This window comes from Roseateles chitinivorans, assembly GCF_050632235.1.
GTDB lineage: Bacteria > Pseudomonadota > Gammaproteobacteria > Burkholderiales > Burkholderiaceae_C > Roseateles > Roseateles chitinivorans_A.
This window is the reverse complement of the sequence record NZ_CP192584.1, coordinates 1341421-1359686: the sequence shown is the minus strand read 5'-3', so window position 1 is coordinate 1359686 and position 18266 is coordinate 1341421. Positions and strand designations below refer to the sequence as shown.

General features: G+C 70.1%; 15 protein-coding genes. 10 read left to right on the top strand and 5 right to left on the bottom strand.

Annotated features, from left to right (window positions below):
• Positions 1-128: 128 nt before the first annotated feature.
• On the bottom strand, positions 129-2330 hold the full coding sequence (gene katG, locus ACQ859_RS06165) for a catalase/peroxidase HPI (RefSeq protein WP_431265026.1): 2202 nt from the start codon (positions 2328-2330) through the stop codon (positions 129-131).
• Positions 2331-2777: 447 nt separating this feature from the next.
• Between katG and ACQ859_RS06160 the strand changes: the two genes are divergently transcribed.
• The 3 genes from ACQ859_RS06160 (at position 2778) to ACQ859_RS06150 (ending at position 5368) form a co-directional block, all read left to right on the top strand.
• Positions 2778-3449, top strand: a complete 672-nt coding sequence (locus ACQ859_RS06160) for a hypothetical protein (protein WP_431265025.1) — start codon at positions 2778-2780, stop codon at positions 3447-3449.
• Between the two features lie 217 nt (positions 3450-3666).
• Positions 3667-4326, top strand: a complete 660-nt coding sequence (locus ACQ859_RS06155; protein WP_431265024.1) for a peroxiredoxin — start codon at positions 3667-3669, stop codon at positions 4324-4326.
• A 166-nt stretch (positions 4327-4492) separates the two neighbouring features.
• Entirely contained in the window at positions 4493-5368 is an 876-nt protein-coding gene (locus ACQ859_RS06150) for a hypothetical protein (RefSeq protein WP_431265023.1), read from the top strand.
• A gap of 45 nt (positions 5369-5413) precedes the next feature.
• Here the strand turns inward: ACQ859_RS06150 and ACQ859_RS06145 are convergent, their stop codons facing one another.
• Entirely contained in the window at positions 5414-6313 is a 900-nt protein-coding gene (locus ACQ859_RS06145) for an SDR family oxidoreductase (protein ID WP_431265022.1), read from the bottom strand.
• Between the two features lie 146 nt (positions 6314-6459).
• Between ACQ859_RS06145 and ACQ859_RS06140 the strand changes: the two genes are divergently transcribed.
• A complete protein-coding gene (locus ACQ859_RS06140; RefSeq protein ID WP_431265021.1) occupies positions 6460-7305 on the top strand; it encodes a helix-turn-helix transcriptional regulator in 846 nt (281 codons plus the stop codon).
• 60 nt (positions 7306-7365) lie between these two features.
• Here the strand turns inward: ACQ859_RS06140 and ACQ859_RS06135 are convergent, their stop codons facing one another.
• Positions 7366-8277: a LysR family transcriptional regulator gene (locus tag ACQ859_RS06135; RefSeq protein ID WP_431265020.1), complete on the bottom strand. Its 912-nt coding sequence runs from the start codon at positions 8275-8277 to the stop codon at positions 7366-7368.
• Positions 8278-8410: 133 nt separating this feature from the next.
• Between ACQ859_RS06135 and ACQ859_RS06130 the strand changes: the two genes are divergently transcribed.
• The gene (locus ACQ859_RS06130; RefSeq protein WP_431265019.1) at positions 8411-9136 is read left to right on the top strand and encodes an SDR family NAD(P)-dependent oxidoreductase; all 726 of its coding nucleotides are present in this window, start codon (positions 8411-8413) and stop codon (positions 9134-9136) included.
• A gap of 36 nt (positions 9137-9172) precedes the next feature.
• Positions 9173-9409 (top strand): tautomerase family protein, encoded by a 237-nt coding sequence (locus ACQ859_RS06125; protein ID WP_431265018.1) that lies wholly within the window; start codon positions 9173-9175, stop codon positions 9407-9409.
• Positions 9410-9455: 46 nt separating this feature from the next.
• Here the strand turns inward: ACQ859_RS06125 and ACQ859_RS06120 are convergent, their stop codons facing one another.
• Entirely contained in the window at positions 9456-9998 is a 543-nt protein-coding gene (locus ACQ859_RS06120) for a hypothetical protein (protein ID WP_431265017.1), read from the bottom strand.
• A gap of 165 nt (positions 9999-10163) precedes the next feature.
• Between ACQ859_RS06120 and ACQ859_RS06115 the strand changes: the two genes are divergently transcribed.
• From ACQ859_RS06115 to ACQ859_RS06100, 4 genes are all read left to right on the top strand, one after another.
• Complete coding sequence (locus ACQ859_RS06115; protein WP_431265016.1) at positions 10164-13058, top strand: hypothetical protein; 2895 nt, start codon at positions 10164-10166, stop codon at positions 13056-13058.
• Positions 13055-13507, top strand: a complete 453-nt coding sequence (locus tag ACQ859_RS06110; RefSeq protein ID WP_431265015.1) for a hypothetical protein — start codon at positions 13055-13057, stop codon at positions 13505-13507. Before ACQ859_RS06115 ends, ACQ859_RS06110 begins: the two co-directional genes overlap by 4 nt.
• A 5-nt stretch (positions 13508-13512) precedes the next feature.
• Entirely contained in the window at positions 13513-15249 is a 1737-nt protein-coding gene (locus ACQ859_RS06105; protein ID WP_431265014.1) for an SWIM zinc finger family protein, read from the top strand.
• A 369-nt stretch (positions 15250-15618) separates the two neighbouring features.
• Positions 15619-17577 carry a reverse transcriptase family protein gene (locus ACQ859_RS06100; RefSeq protein WP_431265013.1) on the top strand — a complete coding sequence of 653 codons (1959 nt, stop codon included), beginning with the start codon at positions 15619-15621 and terminating at the stop codon, positions 17575-17577.
• Here ACQ859_RS06100 and ACQ859_RS06095 read toward each other — a convergent pair.
• A complete protein-coding gene (locus tag ACQ859_RS06095) occupies positions 17562-18227 on the bottom strand; it encodes a YitT family protein (protein WP_431265012.1) in 666 nt (221 codons plus the stop codon). The genes ACQ859_RS06100 and ACQ859_RS06095 overlap by 16 nt on opposite strands.
• Positions 18228-18266 lie beyond the last annotated feature (39 nt).

Below are 18266 nucleotides of genomic sequence, written 5' to 3'. Positions count from 1 at the left end.
CGGAGGGCCAGCAGGCGGGGTCGCCCTCTCGAACGGTGTAGCCAATTTGCCTACACCGTAGCCAGATTGCCTACACCCGAGATCGTTCAGGGGCCGCCGACCCTCCCGGGTGGCGGCCCCGCGTCCGCTCAGATCAGGTCGTAGCGGTCCAGGTTCATCACCCGGGTCCAGGCCTTGACGAAGTCGTTGACGAACACCTTTTCGCCGTCCTTGGACGCGTACACCTCGGACAGCGCCCGCAGCTGCGAGTTGGATCCGAACACCAGGTCCGCCGTCGTGGCGGTCCACTTCGTGGCACCCGATGTGCGGTCGCGGCCTTCGAGCACGCCGTCGTCGCTCGTCGACTTCTGCCACTTCGTCCGCATGTCCAGCAGGTTGACGAAGAAGTCGTTGCTCAGCGTCTGCGGACGCGCCGTGAGGACGCCGTGCTTCGTGTGCCCGACGTTGGTATCGAGCACCCGCAGGCCGCCGACCAGCGCGGTCAGCTCCGGCGCACTCAGCGACAGCAGCTGGGCCTTGTCGATCAGCAGTTCCGCCGTGTGCTTGACCAGGTCCTTGCGCACGTAGTTCCGGAAGCCGTCGGCTGCGGGTTCCAGGTAACCCATCGATTCGACGTCGGTCTGGTCCTGCGACGCGTCGGTGCGTCCTGCGGTGAAGGGCACGACGACCTGATGTCCGCCCTGCTTCGCCGCGGCCTCGATGCCCGCGGAGCCACCCAGCACGATCAGGTCGGCCAGCGAGATCTGCTTGCCGCCCGCGGCCGAGTCGTTGAACTCCTTGCGCACCGTCTCGAGCTTGCTCAGCACCTTCTCGAGCTCGCTCGGCTGGTTCACCGGCCATTCCTTCTGCGGCGCGAGGCGGATCCGCGCACCGTTGGCGCCGCCGCGCTTGTCGCCGCTGCGGAAGGTCGAGGCCGAGGCCCAGGCCGTCGACACGAGCTGCGAGACACTCAGTCCGCTGGCGAGCAGCTTGGCCTTCAGCGCGGTCACGTCCTGGTCGTCGACCAGCGGGTGATCGACCTTCGGTACCGGGTCTTGCCAGATCAGCTCTTCCTTGGGCACCAGCTTGCCGAGGTAGCGCGACTGCGGACCCATGTCGCGGTGCGTCAGCTTGTACCAGGCACGCGCGAACGCGTCGGCCAGTTCCGCCGGGTTGTCCTTGTAGCGGCGCGAGATCTTCTCGTAGGCCGGATCGACGCGCAGCGCGAGGTCGGCCGTCGTCATCATCGGCGCGTGCTTGCGGCTCTTGTCGTGCGCGTCGGGCACCGTGCCAGCGCCCGCGCCGCCCTTGGGCGTCCACTGGTGGGCACCGGCGGGACTCTTGGTCAGTTCCCACTCGTAGCCGAATAGCGTCTCGAAGAAGCTGTTGTCCCACTTCGTCGGCGTCGGTGTCCAGGCACCCTCGATGCCGCTGGTGATCGTGTAGACGCCCATGCCTTCGCCGAACGCGTTCTTCCAGCCCAGGCCCTGGTCCTCGATGTCCCCGCCCTCGGGCATCGCGCCGACGTGATGGGCCTCGCCCGCGCCGTGCGCCTTGCCGAAGGTGTGTCCGCCGGCGACCAGCGCCACGGTCTCCTCGTCGTTCATCGCCATGCGCTTGAAGGTCTCGCGGATGTCGCGCGCCGACTTGGCCGGATCGGGGTTGCCGTTCGGGCCTTCCGGGTTCACGTAGATCAGGCCCATCTGCACGGCGGCGAGCGGGTTCGCCAGGTCGCGATCGCCGGCGTAGCGCTCGTCGCCGAGCCAGGTGGTCTCCGGGCCCCAGAACACGTCGGTCTCGGGTTCCCAGACGTCGGTGCGGCCGCCGGCGAACCCGAAGGTCTTGAAGCCCATCGACTCCAGCGCGACGTTGCCGGCCAGGATCATCAGGTCGGCCCAGGACAGCTTGCGGCCGTACTTCTGCTTGATCGGCCAGAGCAGGCGGCGGGCCTTGTCGAGGTTGCCGTTGTCGGGCCAGCTGTTGAGCGGCGCGAAGCGCTGCGCGCCGGTGCCGGCGCCGCCGCGGCCGTCCTGCACGCGGTAGGTGCCGGCCGAGTGCCAGGCCATGCGGATGAAGAACGGACCGTAGTGGCCGTAGTCGGCGGGCCACCAGTCCTGGGAGTCCGTCATCAGCGCGTTCAGGTCCTTGACGACGGCGTCGAGGTCCAGGGTCTGGAACTCATGCGCGTACTTGAAGTCCTCGCCCATCGGGTTCGTCTTGGACGAATGGAGGGAGAGGATGGAGAGGTTGAGCTGTTCGGGCCACCAATCCCGGTTGCCCTTGGTGCCGGCCACCGCGTGGTGGTGGGTTCCGCCCGAGAACGGGCACTTCGCTTCCGATTCGCCTGACATGTCTTCCTCCTGAGTTGAGCCTGGGGGTTCAGTCCACTGGTCCGCCTTGCAGCGTGCGAGCGCGGACGAGTCTAGGACCGGGCCAGTCGCGACAGCAACAGTCGGGGTTTATCGGAGCGATAGCTTTCTCGACGCCATGGTCCGGTCGAGATTGCCTTGCCGGTCACCCCGGTGCCACAATCCGCGCCTTTCCCCCATTGGAGCCCTTCGTGGACAGTGCCCCCAGTCCCATCGCGACGCGAGCCGGAACGGCCGCCGCACGACTGACGCGCTGACCGGCTCCGGTCGCGCGCAGCACCGCGCCGGCCTTCTTCTCCTGTCGCATCGATCGCCTTGCCGAGGCCGCCGTCGCCCCCGCGCGACGGCTCACCCGAACCGATCCCCCGTGAACTGCGCCGTCATCACGCCTCAACGGACGTGCCTGACAGTGCGCGCAGGAGTCCTTTCATGCGCTTTTTCCTGCCGGTCCTGCTGACCGGTCTGCTGCTGCCGGTCCATGCCATCGCCGCCGGCGGACACCACGCCGTCGACGACGCGGCCATCGTCGACCCCGGTCAATGCAACCTCGAACTCTGGGCCGAACGCTCGACCCTCGACCGGCGCCAGCTCCAGCACGCGGGCGTCGGCTGCCACCTGTCCGGCGTCGAGGCCGGCATCAACGTCGACCGCAACACCGCGCAGGCGGTCCCCTCGCTCCACATGCGGGGCATGCAGCTCAAATGGGCCACCGCCTTGCAACCGGAACTGGCGGTCGGCCTGGTCGCCGCGCTGGGGTGGCAAGACCAGACCCCGCGATCGCAGCAGTCGCTGCTGTTGCCGGTCACCTGGACCCCGCGCGAGGACCTGGCCTTCCACCTGAACCTGGGTCGTTCCTGGCTGAAGGGGGCCGACGATCGCACCCAGCGCGGCATCGCCGCCGAGTGGCAGATGACGCCGGACTGGCAGGGACTGGCCGAGTATTTCCACGACGGCCAACGACCGCTGAAACGACTCGGTCTGCGCCGCACGCTGGGCACCTCGCTCACGCTGGACCTGAGCTTCGCGCGGGCGACCGCCGCCGCCCACGCGCCGAAGGAAGGCTGGTGGACGATCGGCACGAACTGGACCTTCGGCCAGTGAGCAGGACGCAGCGACCGCGCGGCATTCGCTTCGCGCATGAGTAAAGTCGCTGCCCGAGTAAGGCCATTGGGCAGACTCTGCCCGTCATCAATCCGGAGGACAAGAATGTGCCTCCCCGCGACCGCCCCTCCCCGGCAGCGGAATTGACGACGAGAATCGCCCGGCCTGTCCGATCGCCCTCCCGGGGGCGGCGACACTTTCAACCTTGGAGCCCACCATGTCTCTGCGCATCAACGACATCGCCCCGAACTTCACCGCCAAGACCACGCAGGGGGAGATCGACTTCCACAACTGGATCGGCGACAGCTGGGCCATCCTGTTCTCGCATCCGAAGGACTTCACGCCGGTGTGCACGACCGAGCTGGGCTACATGGCCAAGATCGAGCCCGAGTTCACCAAGCGCAACGCCAAGCTGATCGGCCTGTCGATCGACCCGGTCGAGAACCACGCCAAGTGGGCCGCGGACATCGAGGAGACGCAAGGCTCGGCGGTGAACTACCCGATGATCGGCGACACCGACCTGAACGTGGCCAAGCTCTACAACATGCTGCCGGCCGAGGAGCCGGGCACGTCGGACGGCCGCACGGCGGCGACCAATGCGACCGTGCGTTCGGTGTTCATCGTCGGTCCGGACAAGAAGATCAAGCTGACGCTGACCTACCCGATGACCACGGGCCGCAACTTCGACGAGATCCTGCGCGTGCTGGACTCCATCCAGCTGACCGCCAAGCACCGCGTCGCCACGCCGGTGAACTGGAAGCACGGCGACGACGTGATCATCGCGGGCTCGGTCTCCGACGACGAAGCCAAGACGATCTACCCGGACGGCTGGAAGGCCCCGAAGCCCTACCTGCGCATCGTCAAGCAGCCGAAGTGATCGGGGACGGACCGGTCTTGACGGTCCGTTGATCGATCGTTGAAGCCTCGTTGACGATCCCGAAGGCCGACCTCCCCTCTGATGGGGGAGTCGGCCTTTCTGCTTCCTGCGTCGATAACATGGCCCGCTTCAATGCGTCGGGCGACCGCATCGCAGGGAGTCGAAGATGGATCATCCACGCCGCTGGATCGTGGCAGGCGGCCTGCTGCTGACCGCCGCAGCGGTGGCGGTTCAGTCCTGGCGCGAGTCGCCGACCGACGAGCCTGTCGCACCGACGGGCTCGTCCGCCGTGCAGCCACCGACCGCCGCCGGATCCGGCGTCACGACGATCGCGCCACAGACGGCGCCGATGCGTCCAGCGGCAGTCAGCATCGATCGCACCAGTCCGACCATTCCTCCGTCCGGCATCGGCGCCTCTGCCGCGATGCTGGACTTCGGACAGATCGTGATCACCGCTGTCAACGGCGGCTCGCCGAAGCTGGCAGGCAAGGCCGCGAGGCTCATCGACGGATGCAGGGCCACGAGGGATCTCGCCCAGGCCGTGGCGATGCTGAAAGCCGACGGCCGCCTCGACGAGGCCTCGGCCACCTTGATCAGTCAGTCGGTCGACGAGCGCGAGCGGCAGTGTCAATCGATCCCTCTGGAAATGATGCCCAGGCAGAAGGAACTCGCTGAGCGCGCCCTCCTCGGCGGGGAGCGCGGCGTCGCGCTCATCTATGCCAACCTCGTCGCGTTCAATCCTCCCGATGCGATGCGGTTGCCGTTGCGCGACGCGCTGCGCGCCGACTTCCTGGCGGGCGACACCACGACCGCCTTGTCCCTGGCCAGGCATGCGGACCTCTTCGACCTGTCCCGCGTCGAGACGCGGGCCTACGAGATCGTCTTCGACGCGCAGAACGACCGCATGAAGGACGCGTTGAATGCGAGCGGCTTCGCCACGCCCCAACCGGCGCTCAGCGACGAGGAACAGCGACAGGCCGAAGGGCTGGCGCAGACCTGGCTCCGGAGCGTCCGGAAGCCGCTGGCATCCGAGGCCCCTTGAACGGCGACACGCGCCGACAGGACGCGCGCCGCCTGCCACAGCTTGTCAGGCCTTCGCGTCGAAGTAGCCCGCGTCGTCCAGGTCCTGCGCCAGCGTCGGGTGCCGCGGCGTCCAGCCAAGGGCCTCCCGCGTGACGGTGCTCGTCGCCGCGAGATTCAGCCCGGCGAACTTCGTGAACCAGCCGAAGTGCGCCGGCGCCTCGTCCTGCGACAGGCTCACGACCGGCACGCCCAGCCGCTCGCCGATCGCCGTGGCGATGTCCTTGAAGGCGATCCGTTCCTCCGCGATCGCGTGCCAGCGCGCACCGGCCTTCGGGGACTCGACCGCGCGACGGAACACCACCGCCGCATCGCGCCGATGCACCGCGCTCCATGCGTTCTGGCCGTCGCCGATGTAGGCCGCCCGGCCCGTGCGCCGCGCGAGATCGATGAGGATCGGCACGAACCCATGATCGCCCGCGCCGTGCACCGTCGGCGAGAGGCGCACGGTGGCCGCGTTGATGCCACGCCCGGCGAGCGCCAGCGCGGTCGGCTCGGAGGCGCGGGGATAACCGTCGGACACGGGAAGGCACGGATCGCCTTCATGACCCAGCCGGCCCGACACCATCATCGCCAGCCCCGAGGTGACCAGCAGCGGGCGCTGCGATCCGGCAAGCGCCTCGCCCAGCGCCTCGATGGCGACGCCGTCGCGGCGGCAGTTCTCGGCGAAGCGGGAGAAGTCGTGGTCGAACGCCGTGTGGATGACGGCATCGCTCGACGCCGCGCCCGAACGCAGGCTGTCCAGATCATCGATCGTGCCGCGATGCACCTCGGCGCCGGCCCGCACCAGCGCCTCCGCGGACGCGTCCGACCGCGCCAGGCCGAGCACCTGGTGGCCCGCCTCGACCAACTCGTCGACCACCGCCGACCCGACGAAGCCCGTGGCTCCAGTGACGAAAACTCGCATGAGAGAAACCCTCGAAAGTGGATGCGGCGCATCGTCGACGCAGAATCCATCCCGGTGTAGTAGTGACCTTATCCAGGTATGGCGGCTAACAGGATGAACAACGTCTTCCCCTCCCCTCTCTGCCTCCTGCTTCCGAGCCTCCGGCAGTGCCCGCGCAGGCACCGAAGGACAACCCGCTCGGCGCCTACCTGCGCGATCGCCGCGAGCGGCTGGACCCGGCCGCGTTCGGACTGCCGATGACACGCCGGCGCACGCCCGGCCTGCGCCGCGAGGAGGTCGCGCAACGCGCGCACGTGAGTCCGACCTGGTACACGTGGCTGGAACAGGGCCGCGGCGGCGCGCCGTCGGAGGTCGTGCTCGAGCGCATCGCCAGCGCGCTGCTGCTGACGGACGTCGAGCGCGAGCACCTCTTCCTGCTCGCTTTCGGGCGGGCGCCCGAGCTCCGCGCGCCGGAGACCGCCGGCATCACGCCGCGGCTGCAACGCGTGCTGGACGCGCTCACGCTGAGCCCGGCGATCGTGAAGACGCCGCTGTGGGACGTGGTCGGATGGAATCGCGCGGCCACCGCCGTCCTCACCGACTACAGCGCGCTGCCGCCCGAGCAGCGCAACATCGTGAAGCTGATCTTCTGCCACCCGCGGGTGCGGGCGGCGCAGGACGATTGGGAGAGCGTCGCGCGTTTCGTGGTGGCCGCGTTCCGCGCGGATTCGGCGCGAGTCGCCGATACGGCCAAGGTCGAGGCGCTGGTGCGCGAGGTCAGCGCGCAGAGCCCCGAGTTCGAGCGGTACTGGCGCGAACACGACGTGAAGGCCTTCGGCGAAGGCGTGAAGCGGCTGCGGCATCCGACCGTCGGCCTCATCGCCTTCGAGTACTCGGCGTTCTCCGTCGATCAGCGGCCGGACCTGGGCCTGGTGGTCTACCAGCCGGCGACGCACGATGACGAGGACAAGGTGCGCCGGCTGCTGGATCTCCAGGCGCCCGGCTCGGTCTGAGGGTGGCGGGCCTGCCCCTGCGCAGCCCCTGCGGCATCACAGCCTCCCGCCGACAACACCTCACGGCACGAACAGCGCCCGCTCCTCCTCGAACACCCGCTGCAGATGATCCGCCACCGCACGGATCGCCCGGTCCTTCCGGTCCTGCCCCCGGATGAGCAGCCACATCTCCCGTGGATCGCGGACCGGCGCCAGCGCGCAGGCGCGCAGCCCCGGCACCTGCCGCCCGATGTAGTGCGGCAGCACCGCCAATCCGGCGCCGGTCCTCGCCGCGATGGCCTGCGACATGTGGTTGTTGGCGCGGAACGCCACCCGGGCGCGCGGGAAGTGCTGTGCCAGCCAGGACGCATCGGGCATGTCGGCGTTCTCTTCGTCGAAGCCGACGAACACCGGCGCCGCGCCGCGCTCCACGGCCTCGCAGATCGCCGCCGTGCCATAGAACCCGAAGCCCATCGTGCCCAGCGGCTTCGCGATGAAGTCGCCGTCGCGCGGCCGTGTCAGACGCACCGCGATGTCCGCCTTGTGCCGGTCGAGGCTCACCGCCCGCAGGTCCGTCGCGAGGTCGACATCCAGTCCCGGATCCAGCACCGCGAGCGGCGCCAGCCGGTCGATCAGGAAACCCTGGGAGAGGGCCGGCGGGGCGTTCACCCGCACCAGCCCGCGCACCGCGTCGTCGCCGCCACCGTCACCGCTGTCCCGAGCGAGCGATTGGGCCGCCGACTCCATCTCACGCGCCGCCACGAGGGCCCGCCGCCCCGCCGCCGTCAGCGCATAACCGTCGGGGCGGCGGTCGACGAGCTTCTCGCCGAGGCTGTCCTCCAGCGCCTGGATGCGCCGCGAGATGGTCGCGTGGTTGACCGTCAGCGCGCGCGCCGCCGCCGACAGGCTGCCGTGCCGCCCCAGCGCGAGGAACACCCGCAGGTCCTCCCAGTCGACGCCGCCGCGGAACCCTGTGCGTTTTTGATCAGCCATTGAGACAGGATAGCGGCTACCGCCCGGGAGGGCCCGCTCCTAACCTGCTGTCCAACGCCGAACGATCACCGATCCCCGCGGCGTCCCCGACACACCGGGATCCTCCGGATCCCGCATGAACAGGAGCCTTTCCATGTCCACCGCTTCCAGCACCACCGCACAGAAGGTCGCCATCGTCACCGGCGCCTCGCAAGGCATCGGCGCCGCGCTCGTCGCCGCGTATCGCGCACAGGGTTACGCCGTGGTCGCCAACTCCCGCCACATCCAGCAGGGTGACGACGCCGGCGTCATCGCCGTCCCCGGCCACATCGGCGACCGTCTCGTCGCGCAGCGCGTCGTGCAGACCGCGCTCGACCGCTTCGGCCGCATCGACACGCTGATCAACAACGCCGGCATCTTCATCGCCAAGCCCTTCACCGACTACACGCCGCAGGACTTCCAGGACGCGTTCGCGGTCAACGTCGCCGGCTTCTTCCACGTCACGCAGCTGGCGCTGCCGCAGATGCTGCAGCAGAAGAGCGGCCACGTCGTGCAGATCACGACCACGCTGGTCGATCAGCCGATCACCGGCGTGCCGGCCGCGCTGGCCAACCTGACCAAGGGCGGCCTGGATGCGGTGACCCGCTCGCTGGCGATCGAGTACGCGAAGCGCGGCGTGCGCGTGAACGCGGTGCGGCCCGGCGTGATCAAGACGCCGATGCACGCGCCCGAGACGCACGACTTCCTCGCCGCACTGCACCCGATGGGCCGCATGGGTGAGATCAGCGAGATCGTCGAGGCCGTGATGTACCTGGAGCGCGCCGGCTTCGCGACCGGCGAGCTGCTCAATGTCGACGGCGGCCAGCACGCCGGCCGCTGAACGGCCTCCCGTCCACCCTCCGCCGAAGGAACCGCCATGCCCTACGTCAACATCAAGGTGACCCGCGAGGGCACCGCCCCCGGCACCGCCGCCACCACGCCCGAGCAGAAGGCGGCCCTGATCCGGGGCGTCAGCGACCTGCTGTTCGAGGTGATGGGCAAGCCGCGCCACACGACCTTCGTCGTCATCGACGAGGTCGAGCTCGAGAACTGGGGCGTCGGCGGCCTGCCGACGACGGAATTCCGCCGTCGGCAGGCCGGGACGCCGGGCTAGGGAGGCCCTGGAGACCGGTTCCCTTCACGGGGGCGATCGAGCGGTGTCATCCGCCCTTGATCCTCACCGTGAACGTGAGCTTGTAGCTGCCGCCGTCCCCGCCGTAGTTCAGCGGCGAGAGGGCGGTCTCGGTGGTCACCGACGGCACGACGAAGCTGTGCCAGCCGAGGTACTCGTCGTTGGACAGCGCGCTCTGCACGAAGGTCGAGAGTTTCGGCCCCACGACCGATCGCAACTGCGCCGCCGTCAGGTTGGCCCAGCCGCTCTGCCCGTACTGGTTCCAGACCGTCTGCATCAGCACCTGCAGGAAGCCGCCGCTGCCCAGGTCCGGATCCCAGTCTTCCTCGAGCAGCCAGGCGAAGACGAAAGCACCGCCGGCCTCGGCCTCGTCGACGATCTGCCGCGTGTTGACGACCCGGCCCTTCAGGAAGTGGTTGTCCCAGTCGGGATCGCGCACGCGGATCAGCTTGCCGCCGGGCACGTTGCGATGGGCCATGAACACCAGCACGTAAGGCGAGTCGCCGCCGTCGCCCTCGCTCGTGTCGTCCAGGCACTTGATCTGCGTCACCATCAGCTGACGTGTGGGCATGGCACCCCTCCTGCGAATCCGCATCGCGGCCACCGCCCGAGGTCGAGCCGTGAAGAAGCCGTGAGCCAGACTAGGCAGTCCCCGGGAAGGGGCACATCCCTAGGTCGGCGACCTCCCCTAGGTCGACACCACCCCCTAGAATCGGTCGGCCCAGGGGAGAAGCACTTGAGGAAGATCGCATCCGCGACGCTGGCACGGGTCCATCCGCGCGAGCGCCGCTGCACGGTGGAACTGGTCGAACTGGACCTGCCCGCAGGCCGCGACGGCGGCGCGCGTCACGTCGTCACCGTCCGCCAGGACAGCGGCGAATCGTCGCTGACCGCCACGCCCTGCCCGCTCGCCGACGCCGAGCGCCGCGCGCTGGACTTCATCCGCCGCCGCCTGGCCGCCGGCGAGACGCTGGTCCGCCGCCAGGGCTTCGAGGCGCTGGCGGAACACGACGCCGCAGGGTCCTCTTCCTCCAACGCCGCCGGGGCGCCTGGCGGCACTCGAGCAGCAGCCCTGGGGCCGTCGTCGACGTCGTCGACATCGTCATCCTCCGCCGGTCCTGTTCCCCCTCGCATCGCCGCGCTGGTCGCGCGCTTCGAACCCGCGCGCTGGAAACTCGAAACCGCCGACCGTCAGACCCGCTCCGCCTGGCGAGTCGCCGAATGCAGCGATCGCACCGAGGCCGATCCCGCCGCGCAACGCGCGCTGCGCGGCCTGGTGCCTCGCCTCGTTGAATTGCTCGAAAGCGGGAGCGATCTGCTGGACCTGTGCCTGGCCGCCGCCATCGGCCGCCTTGGCGATCCCGGCGCGGCCGAAGCCATGCGGATCCTGGCCGAGCGCGGCCGCAGCCCCGCGACGAAACGATTCGCCCACCAGGCGCGGCTGATGCTGCTGTCACCGGAGGACCTTGCCGCGCACGCCGAATTGCTGGCCAGCCAGTGGTCGGCGGAGCTCGCGCTGGAACTCGACGGCCCCGAGCTGGTCGTGGCCCTGCTGGACCCGCTCGACGCCCGCCGGCTCGACTGGCCCGAGCTGATGCAGGACTGGTACGACATCGCGCTCGCCCGCCCCGCGGTGCGCGAGCGGGTGCTGGCGCTGCTGCGCGCGTTGCCGGTGCAGGCCGAAGCCTTCCAGGCGATGCGCTACGTCTACAAGACCGCCGAGCTGCGCCGCGATGCGGAGGTCGTCGCCGCGCTGCATGCGCGCTTCGAGAACACGCGTCCCGCGCAGGGCGGTCTGACGACGCGCCAGTATCGTGACCCGTCGAATGGCGAGATCATCGTCCGCAGCGGCGGCAGCAAGCGCAAGCCCGCGCGCGCCTATGGCCGCCTGACACGCGAGTACCTCCGGCTGCGCGGCCTGCGCAGCGTGCGCCGGCTCGCCGCGATCGGACATCCGCAGGCGTCCGAACTCGCGGTCGAGCTGCTGCTGGGCCTGCGCGACGATGAAGTCCCCGCCGCCGCCGTCGAGCATCGCTCCGAGTACGTCGACCGTCGCTGGACGACGGTCCTGCGTCACTACCCGGCCGGTGCGAACTGGCTGCTGGTCACGCGACTGCTGCTGGCGCGAGCGCCGAACCGGGGCGACCGTGACAAGCGGCGCGACGTCGTCCATGGCGCCGGCGAGAGCGATCGAGGACGCACCAAGCGGGTCTGGACCCGCGAGCCCATCGACGTCACGCGCGCGCTGCCCGAGCGCGCCGAAGGCCTGCGCGAGATGTGGGACGCCCATCCCGAAGCGCTGCTGCGCCTGGCGATGGAGAGCCGCAGCGCGCTGGTCCACGCCGTGGTCGCCCGCGCGCTCCAGGACCACGCCGAATTCATGGAGCGACAGCCCCTGGCCGTGCTCGAACGGCTGCTGCGCAGCCCGTACGCGCCGACGGCCGAGACCGGCTTCCGCGTCGCCCGCGCCCACGTCGAGCGCGGTTCGCCGGCCGAGCAGATCCAGTGGCTCAAGCTGATGGCTTCGAGTGCCCATCCCGCCGCGCGAGACTTCGCGCTGCTGCACATCGCCGGTGATCCGGGCGCCTTCGCCGGTTTCCCGGACCTGATCGTGGCGCTGCTGCTCAGCGGCCAGGATCGCGCCCGCAAGCAGGGCCACGGACTGGCGCTGCTGGCGACGCCGCAGGCGCTGCTCGACGAACTGCCGCCCGCGCTGCTGGCCACCGACGCGGCCGATCCCGGCCTGGCCCAAGGCGCCGCGCTGATCGAGCAACTGCTGACCGGCCCGCTCGCCGCACCGGCCGGCGAGGCCGTGCTGCGACAGCTCGGCGCGCTGCTGCCGCTGCTGGACCATCCGGCGGTGCCGGTCGTGCAGCTCGGCGTCACCTGGCTGCTGCTGCATCCGGCCGGCGTCACGCTGCTGCCGCCGCCACTGATGAAGCAGCTGATCGGCGCCGACGACCCCGACCGCCGCGCCTGCGGCGTGCGTCTGCTCGCCGCGCTGCCCGACGAGGTGCTGCGCAGCCAGGTGGAATTGATCGGTGATCTCGCCACCCATGCGCACGCCGGCATCCGCAGCGCGGTGGGACCCGCACTGCTGCGCGTCGCGCGAGGCGATGCTGAATTCACTCGCCTGATCGCCGACCGCCTGCACCGCGCCCTGTTCCAGACGGAGTCCGGCGAAGGCGCCCACACCGATGCGCTGCGCTGGTTGACGCAAGACCTGGCCCCCGCCGCGCCCGCGCGCGAGCCGTCCGGGGCCTGGCGCGCGCTGCAGGCGCGCAGCGCGGGCGCCCAGCGTTACGGCGCCTGGGCGCTGATGTCGCTGACGCCGGCGGAATTCTCGCTGCGGCAGCTCGCCACGCTGGCGCGCCATCCCGACACGACGGTGCGCCTCTGGTCGATGCGAGCCCTCGATCTCACGTTGCCGCCGGTGCCGACGCCCGAGCAGGCGGAGCAACTGCTCCCCTCGCCGAGGCCGACTTCGACGACGCCGTCGACTACACCCGCACGCTCTTCGGCGAGCGGCTGCCGGACGAATCGCTCGCCGTCGAGCTGCTCATCGCCTGGGTCGATCATCCGAAGGCCTGGGTGCAGGCGCTGGGCCGCTCACGCCTCGTGCGCCGCATGAGCGCGGCCGACGCCTCGCTCTGCCTCATGCGGCTCAGCCAGCACCCGGGCACGCAGGTGCAGCTCTTCGTCACGCAATGGCTGCTGGAGCTGCCGACCGACGACAAGGCGGAACTCGCGCGCCGGTTGCGTGCGCTCACGCCCTACTTCCTCACGGTGCTCAGCCAGGTCCACCGCGGCCGCGCGGCCAAGTCCCGCATCACCGCCTTCCTGCGCGCGCAGACGGACGACGCCGGCACGGCCGCGGTCGTCGCCGAGATCTTCGCCCGCCAGGTCGTCACCGCCAGCCTGACCGACAAGCCGCAGTACATCGCCGGCCTGCGCGACATCGCCGCCAAGCACCCCGGCATCGCGCTGCCCTTCCTGAACTGGAAGCAGCCCGCCGTGCCGGCCGCTCCGGCTTCATCGGGTTCCCCGACCTCTTCGACCTCCCCGGCCTCCGCCGCCTGACGACGATGCAGTTCCGCTACAAGTACTACGGCAGCACCACCGTCGACGACACCGCGGCGTCGCAGGCCTTCAACTTCGCGCCGGACACGCTGCGTCCACCGGTCGCCTTCGACGGCCTGCTGCGGCGCGACTCGCATGCGCACCTGGCCTTCCGCGAAGCGCTGTCCGCGCTGCATTCGGTCGTCGTCATCGACCTGCGCTACCGCGGCCGCGACAAGTCCGCCTACCGCGCCTGGCTGGCCGAGAACGAGCAGTCGATGCTCGCGCGCTTCATGGCGCAGGCGGTCGACCTGAAGCAGCGTTCGGACGAGATCAACACCGAGCTGCGATCGCTGCGCCAGCGCAAGATCAAGCTGCTGGAGCCCTTCTACAAGGCGCAGTCGGCCTACTTCAGCTGGTTGTTCTGGAACAACCGCGACGCCTGGTTCGTCCTCGACCCGGTGATCACGGTGCATCCGGAGCGGGTGCTGTTCGAAGCCTTCAGCCAGGACGAGTCGACCTATTGCGCCGTCAGCGTGCGCCACGACGTCTTCGACCGCACCGGCGACATGGCCTGCGGCACGACCAACATCGACTACTCGGCCAGCCTCTACGACGAGTTCCAGAAGATCCGCGACTACAAGGCCACGCGGCTCCAGGTCGATCCGGCCGGCTTCACCGTCGCCACCGGCGACGACCCCGCCTTCCGCGAGGAGAAGATCGATCTGCCCGACAGCTGGGTGCGCGGCTTCCTGCAGGTGTCCAGCGCGATGACGCTGCCGGCGACCGTCGTCGAGCTGCATCCGATGGACCTGCACAACCTCTGCGCCGTGCTGCGGCAGCACAAGGAACGCGCCGGTCCGCGCTCGTTGCGCTTCGAGCTGGCGCCGAACGGGCCGGCACGGATGGTGTTGGAGCCGTGGAGCATCGAGCTCACCGCGCGCCGCAGCGCGATCGTCGGCGCGCCGTTGACTGAACCGCGCACGATCCGCGTCTGGGGCCGCCGCCGGCTGCTGACACTGGAGCGGCTGATCGCGCTCGCGACGCGCGTCCGCGTCCACCTGCTGGGCAGCGGCATGCCCAGCTTCTGGGTCGTGGACATCGGCGACATCACGGTGACGCTGGGACTTTCCGGCTGGACCGCCAACGACTGGTCCGATGCCGGCCGCTTCGACCTTCTGCAGCCGCGGCACGAGGTCAGCGACGCGACGAAGCTGTCCGTCGCCGGCGCGCTGCAAGGCGACTGGATGGCCTCGGCTGAGGCGCTGTCCACGAAGACGGGGCTGCCGAAGGCGGACGTCGACGCCGCGCTCGGCCTGTGGGTGCAGGCCGGCCGCGCAGTCTTCGACCTGCCCACGAACCGCTACGCCTGGCGCGAGCTCGCCCGCGAGCCGCTGCCGATGGAGACGCTGCGCTTCGCCAGCCCCGAGGAGGCCACCGCGCTCACGCTGATCCACGAGAAGCGCGCGAAGCTGCGCGACATCGCGCCGCAAGGCCCACGCATCGTGGTCGACGGCGAGGTCAAGCTCAAGGACCAGGTGCTGACGCCGCGGTTGATCCTCAATGCGGACCAGCAGCTCGTCGACGGCGGCTGCCAGTGCAACTTCTTCCGCCAGAACCGGCTGCGCCGCGGTCCCTGCGCCCACATGCTGGCGCTGCGCCAGCTGGCGCAGCCGCGGCTGGCCGCGTTGCCGCCGCCGATCGCGTCGCCTTCGGCAACGACGCCGGCCGCAACACCTGGCACCAACACGGAGGCCGCATGACGACCGCCGCGGTTAAACTGTTCTCGAGTGCAGCGCGCAGGCTCTTGCAACCCGGGCGGTGTTTCGCCGTCCTTGCCCCCTGCCGTTCCATGCGTCACGGGCGCCGTCTTCACTGTGCCGCGCAGCCTACCCGTCGCAGATTCCGATTTGGCTTCCCTGAAGCGAATCGTGCGACGGGTAGGCGCGCGGCGTCGAGTGGACAGCGCCCGTCCCTCAAGCCTTCCAGGCTCTTCGACGAGAAGCGCGCTGCACTCCTTCTCTTCCCGGGCGCCCCTGCCGGGGCCCGCCGCGGGCTGGATCCGGGCCCTGCCTTCTTCCCTCTGCCCCGCTGACGCGATCCGCCTCGGCGCTTCTCTCCGGAGGCGCCGCATGAGCGACCGTGTCCTGACCCGCGCCGAGATCATCGAGCGCATCCGCGCGTCCTCCAAGGATGCCGTCGTGCTCGAAGAGATGCAGCGCCTGGGCTTCTGGCCCGCCGGCGACGGCAAGCCCAGCATCGAATCCGCATTGATCGAGCGCGAGATCGAACTCACGCGCGCGCTCGACGAGGTGCAGGCCACCCTGCGCACCCACAGCGATCCCGAAGCCGCGATGAAGGCCATGCGCGAGCAGCGCATGGCGGAGTCGCGCGCACGCCGCGAGGCGACCGCGCAAGCCCGCGAGCAGCGCCGCCATGAGCGTGCGCTGCGCTGGCACGCCGCACGCAAGACGGATGCCGGCTATCTGGGGGCCGGCGTTTCCGGCGGCCTGCAGGCGCCGGCGGCCGGTGCGCCCGCCGTGTCTCCTGCGACCGGCGGCGCCCACGGGTCCGCACGTCCGCTGCTCGACGGCCTGCCCGCGCTAGCGACGCCGCTGGACCTCGCCGGCGAGATGGGCCTGACGCTGCCCGAACTCAAGTTCCTGTGCTTCCACCGCGAGGTGGCACGCACCACCCACTACCGCCGCTTCCTGCTGCCGAAGAAGACCGGCGGCCAGCGGACCATCTCCGCGCCGATGCCGCGTCTCAAGCGCGCGCAGTACTGGGTGCTGGACCAGCTGCTGGCGAAGGTGCCCTGCCACGCGGCGGCGCATGGCTTCCTGCCGGGACGCGGGATCGTCTCCAACGCCGCGCCGCACACCGGCCGCGATGTGGTGATCAACCTCGACATCCAGGACTTCTTCCCGACCATCACCTTCCCGCGCATCAAGGGCGTGTTCCGCGGCCTGGGCTACGACGAGCGCGTCGCGACCATGCTCGCGCTGCTCTGCAGCGAGAACCCCTGCGACGAGCTGGAGGTGGACGGCGAACGTTTCTTCGTCGGCGGCAAGGGCCGTGATCGCGTGCTGCCGCAGGGCGCGCCGACCAGCCCGATGCTGACCAACGTGCTGTGCCGCAAGATGGACCGGCGGCTGCAGGGGCTGGCGGACAAGCTGGGCTTCACCTACACGCGGTATGCGGACGACCTGACCTTCTCCGCCTCCGGCGAGGGCGCGGCCAAGGTCGGCACGCTGCTGCGGCAGGCCCGGCATGTGCTCGAGGACGAAGGCTTCACGCCGCATCCGGACAAGCAGCGCGTGATGCGCGCAGGCTCGCGCCAGGAGGTCACCGGCGTCGTCGTCAACGAGAAGCCTTCGGTGTCCCGCGAGGAACGCCGCAAGCTGCGCGCCGCGCTGCACAAGGCGACACGCGACGGCCTGGAGGCGGCGACCTGGCACGGCCATCCGGCGACGCGCGAGGTGCTGGTCGGCTACGGACGCTTCGTCGCGATGGTCGACCGGCAGCAAGGCGCGCCGCTGCTGAAGCAGGCGCTGGCCTTGCCGGGCGGCTCAGCGAAGAAGCGCTCGGCCTTCGGCGCGCTGTTCCGCAAGAAGGCGGCGGAGGGCGAAGCACCGACGCTCGCACGCGGCGCCTGGTGGCAGCCGGCGGACCGGCCCGAGCCGGTGCTGCAGCAGACCGCCGGCCAGATCAAGGCGGCGCGCCAGGAGCGCATCAACGCGGCCCGCACCGAACGGCGCGACGGCGCGGCGCCCAAGCCGGACCAGTACGAGCAGCGCCGTCAGGAGCAGTCGAATCGCTCGGCGGAGAACGCCGCACGGCGCTCGGCGGCCATGTCGGCGGCGCCGTCGACGCCCGTCACGGCCCCGCTGAACTGGGGGCTCTATGCCCGGCAGTTCGGCGTCATGGCGCTGGCCGCGCTCATGATCGCGTCATGGCTGGTGTTCTTCGGCGGCCTGGCCCACCTGGCGCTGCGCATCAAGACGCGCAGCACCGGCTGGGGCGAGTTCTGGATCGGCCTGATCCTGCTGATCGCCGTGGCGGTGAAGTTCTTCCCTCACAGCACCGCGTAGCGGCCGGGCTTGTGGTTGACGGCGATGAAGAGATTCATCACGACGGCCGCGAGCACCGAGTACGCCACCCGCTCCACGTCGACGACGGTGAGCGCGAGCAGCACGATCGCGCAGTCCATCGCCATCTGCACCTTGCCGGCGCGCCAGCCCTTGGCCTTCTGCAGGTAGAGCGAGACGATGGTCGCGCCGCCGAGGCTGGCGCGATGCCGCGCCAGGAACAGGCAGCCCGAGCCCAGCAGCGCGCCGCCGAGGACCGCGGCGTAGGCCGGGTGGATGCGGTCGATGGCGAAGAGCTGGGGCGAGAACTCGGTCAGCACCGACAGCAGCGCGATCGAGACGAAGGTCTTGATCGTGAACTCGCGGCCCATGCGCGTCCAGGCGAACCAGTAGAACGGCAGGTTGATGACGAAGAACAGCTTGCCCAGGCTGATGCCGGTCGCGTAGTGCAGCACGAAGGCCGCGCCGGCCGTGCCGCCGGTCAGCAGCCCGACCTGGGCGAACAGGATCAGCGCCAGTGACACGAACAGCGTCCCGGTGAAGATCGCCTGCGCGTCCTCGAAGGCCGTGTGGGAGCGGATCGCCAGGTCGGCGAGCGGCTCGGCAACGATCGGGGAAGCGGGCGGTGTGGGGTCGTCAGGTGTGGCGCTCATCCCGGGCACGAAGCAGAAAGCGTGCCCAGGAGTGTCGCA

Coding starts and splice junctions, on each gene's coding strand:
- katG (WP_431265026.1), bottom strand. CDS start 2,330: ATGTCAGGCGAATCGGAAGCGAAGTGCCCGTTCTCGGGCGGAACCCAC.
- ACQ859_RS06160 (WP_431265025.1), top strand. CDS start 2,778: ATGCGCTTTTTCCTGCCGGTCCTGCTGACCGGTCTGCTGCTGCCGGTC.
- ACQ859_RS06155 (WP_431265024.1), top strand. CDS start 3,667: ATGTCTCTGCGCATCAACGACATCGCCCCGAACTTCACCGCCAAGACC.
- ACQ859_RS06150 (WP_431265023.1), top strand. CDS start 4,493: ATGGATCATCCACGCCGCTGGATCGTGGCAGGCGGCCTGCTGCTGACC.
- ACQ859_RS06145 (WP_431265022.1), bottom strand. CDS start 6,313: ATGCGAGTTTTCGTCACTGGAGCCACGGGCTTCGTCGGGTCGGCGGTG.
- ACQ859_RS06135 (WP_431265020.1), bottom strand. CDS start 8,277: ATGGCTGATCAAAAACGCACAGGGTTCCGCGGCGGCGTCGACTGGGAG.
- ACQ859_RS06130 (WP_431265019.1), top strand. CDS start 8,411: ATGTCCACCGCTTCCAGCACCACCGCACAGAAGGTCGCCATCGTCACC.
- ACQ859_RS06125 (WP_431265018.1), top strand. CDS start 9,173: ATGCCCTACGTCAACATCAAGGTGACCCGCGAGGGCACCGCCCCCGGC.
- ACQ859_RS06120 (WP_431265017.1), bottom strand. CDS start 9,998: ATGCCCACACGTCAGCTGATGGTGACGCAGATCAAGTGCCTGGACGAC.
- ACQ859_RS06110 (WP_431265015.1), top strand. CDS start 13,055: ATGAGCGCGGCCGACGCCTCGCTCTGCCTCATGCGGCTCAGCCAGCAC.
- ACQ859_RS06105 (WP_431265014.1), top strand. CDS start 13,513: ATGCAGTTCCGCTACAAGTACTACGGCAGCACCACCGTCGACGACACC.
- ACQ859_RS06100 (WP_431265013.1), top strand. CDS start 15,619: ATGAGCGACCGTGTCCTGACCCGCGCCGAGATCATCGAGCGCATCCGC.
- ACQ859_RS06095 (WP_431265012.1), bottom strand. CDS start 18,227: ATGAGCGCCACACCTGACGACCCCACACCGCCCGCTTCCCCGATCGTT.